This is a genomic window from Frankia sp. CcWB2 (assembly GCF_977927585.1).
The window spans coordinates 3557-8873 of sequence record NZ_CDWRCM010000195.1 but is presented as its reverse complement, the minus strand read 5'-3'; the positions used below and the strand labels follow the sequence as shown (position 1 = coordinate 8873).

The window sequence follows — 5317 nt, the reverse complement described above, 5'->3', positions numbered from 1 at the left end:
ACCCGTGCTCCGGGCCCGACCCGTGCTCCGGGCCCGAGGGGCGGCCTGGCTCCGACCGGTGTTCGGGCCGGCCGGGATGATCGGCTGGATCGCCGGTGGACGGGGAAGGCGTAGGCATCGGTCACGCTCCGGAGCTATCTGTGTTGCCTCCGGATCGACGCGCGTTACCTGTCGGCCCGACGGCTGTGTCCCTGCTGTATAGCGCAGCAGGTCACACCGCCTGAAGGCCCCGGGGCAGCCGATTTCGCCGGAAAATGCTTCAGGCGATTAACATGCCCTGGGCCTGGCTCCCCGCGCTCGGGCGTGCCCGGGGTCAGACGCCCGCGGACTCCCGTGACGGTCGGAGTTCGACGAGCGAGTCGTAGCTCGGGAAGAAGAGCCCCTCGTGCCCGTCATCCCAACGCACGACGAACGGCGGGCCTCCGTCCTCGCCGCGTACCTCGACCACGGTCCCGTGTCGTTCTGGGCTGCCCACCGTGCGGCCGTGGACGACGAACCTCTCTCCGACGGATGCGAACATCATGATGGCCGACCTCCCTGCCGGGCGATCCGGTCTGTTCTGCCTGGATGCTCCGGTGACCGATCGCATGCGCGTGCTCTTTCTGCCTAGCACGAGGTGCCGGTCGCGGCATATTCGGAGTCCGAAAGGTCGCGAATTCCCGGCTCAGGACAGCCGCTCGACGACCAGCGCCATGCCCTGCCCGCCGCCGACGCACATCGTCTCCAATCCGATGGTCGTGTCGGTGGTGTGTAGTCCGTTCAGCAGGGTGGTGAGTAGGCGGGCGCCGGTCATCCCGAACGGGTGACCGAGCGCGATCGCGCCACCGTGCACGTTCAGCTTCGCGACGTCGAGCCCGAGTGCCCGGTAGGCCGGGATGACCTGCGCCGCGAATGCCTCGTTCAGCTCTACCAGGTCGACGTCGTCGATCGTCATCCCCGCCCGGGCCAGGGCCCGCCGGGACGCCTCCACCGGGGCCAGGCCCATGATCTCCGGTGACAGCGCGCTGACTCCGGTGGAGACGATCCGGGCCAGCGGGGTGATGCCGAGCTCGCGGGCCCTGGTGTCGCTCATGACGATGACCGCAGCGGCTCCGTCGTTGAGCGGGCAGGCGTTACCGGCCGTGACGGTACCGTCTGGGCGGAACACCGGCCTGAGGGCGGCCAGCGCCCGCATCGTGGTTCCCGGCCGGGGACTGTCGTCGCTGTCGATCACCCCGCCGTCGGGCAGCGGCACCGGAATGATCTCCCGCTTGAAGAAGCCGTCCGCGACGGCCCGCTCCGTCAGGTTCTGCGAGCGGCAGGCGTACTCGTCCTGTTCGAGGCGGCTCACGCCGGTGAGCTGGGCCACGTTCTCGGCGGTCTGCCCCATAGCGATGTAGACGTCGGGCAGCTCGCCGGCCGCCCGGGGATCCGTCCAGGGCGCGGACCCCGCCTGCGCGCGGGCCGCCGTACGGGCCTGGGCCTCGCAGTAGCGCGGGTTCTGGGTGTCCGGCAGGCTGTCGCTGTTGCCCCTGACGAAGCTGCTGACGACCTCCACCCTGGCGGCGATGAACGCGTCGCCCTCTCCCGCGCGGACGGCGTGCGCGGCCATCCGCAGAGCCTGCAGAGAGGAGGCACAGTACCGGGAGACCGTCGTGCCGGGAACGGTGTCGAACCCGAGGCTGACGGCGACGACGCGGCTGATGTTGTGTCCCTGTTCGCCTCCGGGTAGCCCGCAGCCGATGATGAGATCGTCGATATCGGCCGGGTCGAGGGCCGGAACCTGGTCCAGGGCTGCCCGGACGATGACGGCCGCGAGGTCGTCGGCCCGCATCCCCCGCAGCGAACCCTTGAACGCCCGCCCGATCGATGACCGGGTTGCGGCGACGACGACGGCCTCGGTCACATGCCCTCCCAGTTCCCGGCGTTCCCGGCGTTCCCGGTGTTCCGGGCTTCCCGGTGTTCCCGGCGTTCCCGGTGTTCCGGGCTTCCCGGTGTTCCCGGTGTTCCCGGTGTTCTTGGCGGCAGGATCGCGGGAGCCGCGGTCCCTGCGGCCAAATGATCAAAACTCTAACGCGGACGAGCGCCCGCGGTCGCGGGTGGCCGAGCCGACGCGGCGAGGGGGACCCGTCGGGTTACGCTTTGATCATCCCGTCGCCAGCGAGCCGGATGGCGTGCCCGATGCGAGCAGACCTTGGTACACCCCGTGATGTCGCGGCCCTCGCCGCGGCCGCGGGCAAACTGCGCGAGCGCGCCGCCCGGCTGCGCCGGCTCGCCCCGGAGGTGGCCGGGGTGCTGGCCGGTGTGCGTACCGCCGACACCCCGCGGGCCTGGCGGTCACCGTGGCGGATCCGGTGCGCCGCCCGGCTGGACGACTGGCAGCGGGCGCTCGACGTCGGCGCCGGGGTGCTGCGCGATCGGGCCGGGCTGCTCGACTGGCTCGCCGAGCGGTACGACGAGCGTGCCCACGCCTTGCGCCTCGGTCTCGGCGCGGCTGCCGTGGTATCCGCCGATGAGCTCGCCCGGCTGCGCCGGTTCGACGCGTCCGGCGGCGTCGGGAACGACCCACGGATGTGGATGCTGGCCCACCGACTGGCCACCGGCGGCACCGGGGACGGCAGGCCCGCCGGGATGGTCCCGATTGACGAAACCGTTCTGTTCGATCCGGTCCTGCTGGGCGTCCTGTCCGACCGCCTGCGGGCAGCGGGCGACCGGTCGGCAGCCCTGGCTCGGGCCGTCGCCGCGGACGGGGGACGGTTGAGCCGGCTGCCCGGTCCGTTCGGCGGCGCGGACTGGTCCGGTCCGCACGGCCTGTTCGGGGAGCGCAAACCGCCCGGTCTGGCCGGCTCGCCCGGTCTGGCTGGCTCGTCCGGACGGGACGACCCCGTCGGGTTCGGGCTGCACGCGGTCGCCGTCGGAGCGCCGGCCATAGCGCGCGGCATCGACCGGCGGATGGCGCGTTTCGCCGCAGCCGAGCTGGTCGCCCGCATCGGCACGGATCCGGCGGCAGTGACCGTCAATGATCTGGCGGCGATCATCGCTCGGCTGGCTGGCCTGTCCGCGGCGATGCGCCAGGCGGCCATCTCCCGGCTGCGCGGCCGGCCCCTGGCGGTCCTTGCCGCAGTGGCCGCCCGGGTGATCGAAAATCCGGGCCCCGGCATCCTTCGCTACCTGCCGGCGCTGGCCGACCTCACCGACACCCTGATCGCCGGGGCCTCCTCGGCCATGATCGGAGACCTCCTGCTGGCTTTCCTATGGCTCGAACCCGGCTACCCTGTCGTCCGCGGGCGCCCCGGCGAGGTCGTGGCGGTCGACCGCACCGGCGACCCGACGGTGCGTGACGGGATCAGCCCGAGCGATGTGGGGCAGGGCGGCGTCGCCGACTGCTACCTCGTCGCGGCGCTGATCGGCATCGCCCGCCAGGATCCTGGGCTGCTCGCGGAGCGGCTGCGGGCCAACCCCAACGGCACTGTCACGATCACCATGCACCCCCGCGGACCGGCCGGCGCCGGCGTGGGCGTCACCGTCACGGCCGCACTGCCCGCTCGTCGGGTCCAGCCGCCGTACGGGCGGTCAGAGGATCGATCGGAGGATGAGGTACCCGGGCCGCAGGCGCCGGGCACCTCCCGGTCACGTGCGGCCGGGTACGAGGAGGTCGCGATGGACGGCGACGACGCGGCGGGACGGCCGGAGCTGTGGCCGGCGCTGTACGAGAAGGCCTACGCCCGGCTGCACGGCGGCTATCCCGCCATCGAATTCGGAAATGCGGCGACGGCCCTGCGGACGCTCACCGGGCGATCGGCGCACGTGCTCGCCGCCCACGAGGCGACCGTTCCCGCCCTCGGGGAGCTCCTCGCCGGCGGCGAGGTGGTGATTGTGACCACCCGGCGTCGAACCCGACCTGGCGGGCTCGTCGCGGCGCACGCCTACACCCTGCTCGCCGTGGACGCGGCGCGCCGGCGGGTGCTGCTGCGTAATCCGTGGGATCCGGCGCCCGGGCAGAACAACGAGCGGTGGTACGCCTGGGACGGGATCCTCCCGGACACGCATGCGGTCGTGCACGGCCCGACCCGTTGACGACCGGTCGCCGCTGCCCCGCTACCACTGCCGAATGATCGCCACCGGGGTGGGGCAGTGAAGCATGCACTGGTGGCTGACAGATCCCAGCAGCAGCTCGGCGAAGCCGCCGTGACCGCGGGCGCCGACGACGACGAGATCGCACTCGCGGCCCTTGACGATCAAGGCCTGGGTGGCCGAGGCGGGCACCACCACGGCCCGTAGGTCCAGTCCGGCCGGCAGTTGGCCGCGGTCGCGGACGCCCGCGATGGACTCGTCGAGCACGGCCCGGGCCTGGTCCTCCAGGGCCTGGGTGATCTCCCCCGGTGCCTCGGCGAACGGCAACGGGATCGCCGCGAGCCAGGCGTGCACGGCGATCAGCGGAACCCCGCGCAGCGCGGCCTCCCCGGCGGCCCAGGCGAGGGCCGACAGTGCGTTGGGGGAGCCGTCCACACCCACGGCGATCGGCCGGGACAGTCGGGACGGCGCGCCGGCCGGGATCGTGCCTTCGGCGGCGGTCGCACCCGAGCCGATGGTCGCACCCGAGCTGGCGATGGCGGCCTCGACGTCACCGCGGGCGATCACAACCGGAACCGTGGCATGTACGGCGACGGAGGCACTGACCGACCCGATTCGCAGCCGGTGCAGCAGTCCCTGCCCCCGGGCACCGACCACGATCATGCGGGCGTCGCGGCCGACCGTCAGCAGGGCCTCCGCGCCCGGCAGGTCCACGGCCTGCTCCGCCACGGAGACGGTCGATCCCGGTGGCGTGACCGCCGTCACGGTCTTGTGTAGCGTCCGCTCGGCCGCCTGCGCTAGACCGGCCCGCATCCCGGACTGTGCCGTACCGCGGGCGAAGCCGATCACGGCTCGGATGCCGCACCCCTGCCACTCCGCCTCGGTGAACGCCCAGCGCAGCGCCGTGTGGGAGCCCGCGGAACCATCGACCCCGACCACGATGTCGGCCATCGTCCGCCTCCTTCGAAGCCCGGTCCGGGATACCCGGCTGGTCGGCCTGGAACCCCGTCCGCCAGCGGGGGAGGCCAACGCCGGGGAGGCCAACGCGGAGTGGAGCTGCCCGCCGATCAACAGCTTCCGGTGTTGTTTTCGTGTGTTCGAGCCAGGTGAACCCTACGTTGGGCCATCCTTCCCACGCATCGGCATGATCCATGGTGGGAAGTGGTGAATGGTTGGGTCGCGGGTCCCCGGTAACCCCGTAGTCGGACCGGAAGCCACTGGGCGCCAGCGGCTCCCCTGCCGTGATCGATCGATAAGACGACGA

4 protein-coding genes are annotated in these 5317 nt (G+C 72.4%); 1 reads left to right on the top strand and 3 read right to left on the bottom strand.

Annotated features, from left to right (window positions below; all coding sequences use genetic code 11):
• Positions 1–313: 313 nt before the first annotated feature.
• Together ACY45C_RS17695 and ACY45C_RS17690 are read right to left on the bottom strand one after the other, a co-directional pair.
• Positions 314–520 (bottom strand): DUF1918 domain-containing protein, encoded by a 207-nt coding sequence (locus tag ACY45C_RS17695; protein WP_035729341.1) that lies wholly within the window; start codon positions 518–520, stop codon positions 314–316.
• 144 nt (positions 521–664) lie between these two features.
• Complete coding sequence (locus tag ACY45C_RS17690; protein WP_462188664.1) at positions 665–1885, bottom strand: acetyl-CoA C-acetyltransferase; 1221 nt, start codon at positions 1883–1885, stop codon at positions 665–667.
• 275 nt (positions 1886–2160) lie between these two features.
• On the opposite strand from ACY45C_RS17690, the gene ACY45C_RS17685 reads away from it, so the two are divergent.
• Positions 2161–4056 carry a C2 family cysteine protease gene (locus ACY45C_RS17685; protein ID WP_462188663.1) on the top strand — a complete coding sequence of 632 codons (1896 nt, stop codon included), beginning with the start codon at positions 2161–2163 and terminating at the stop codon, positions 4054–4056.
• A 21-nt stretch (positions 4057–4077) separates the two neighbouring features.
• On the opposite strand, the gene ACY45C_RS17680 is transcribed toward ACY45C_RS17685, so the two are convergent.
• A complete protein-coding gene (locus tag ACY45C_RS17680) occupies positions 4078–5004 on the bottom strand; it encodes a universal stress protein (protein WP_462188662.1) in 927 nt (308 codons plus the stop codon).
• Positions 5005–5317: the final 313 nt, after the last annotated feature.

Bases quoted from the DNA above. Each gene is read 5' to 3' on its own strand.
- ACY45C_RS17695 (WP_035729341.1), bottom strand. From the start codon at position 520: ATGTTCGCATCCGTCGGAGAGAGGTTCGTCGTCCACGGCCGCACGGTG.
- ACY45C_RS17685 (WP_462188663.1), top strand. From the start codon at position 2,161: ATGCGAGCAGACCTTGGTACACCCCGTGATGTCGCGGCCCTCGCCGCG.
- ACY45C_RS17680 (WP_462188662.1), bottom strand. From the start codon at position 5,004: ATGGCCGACATCGTGGTCGGGGTCGATGGTTCCGCGGGCTCCCACACG.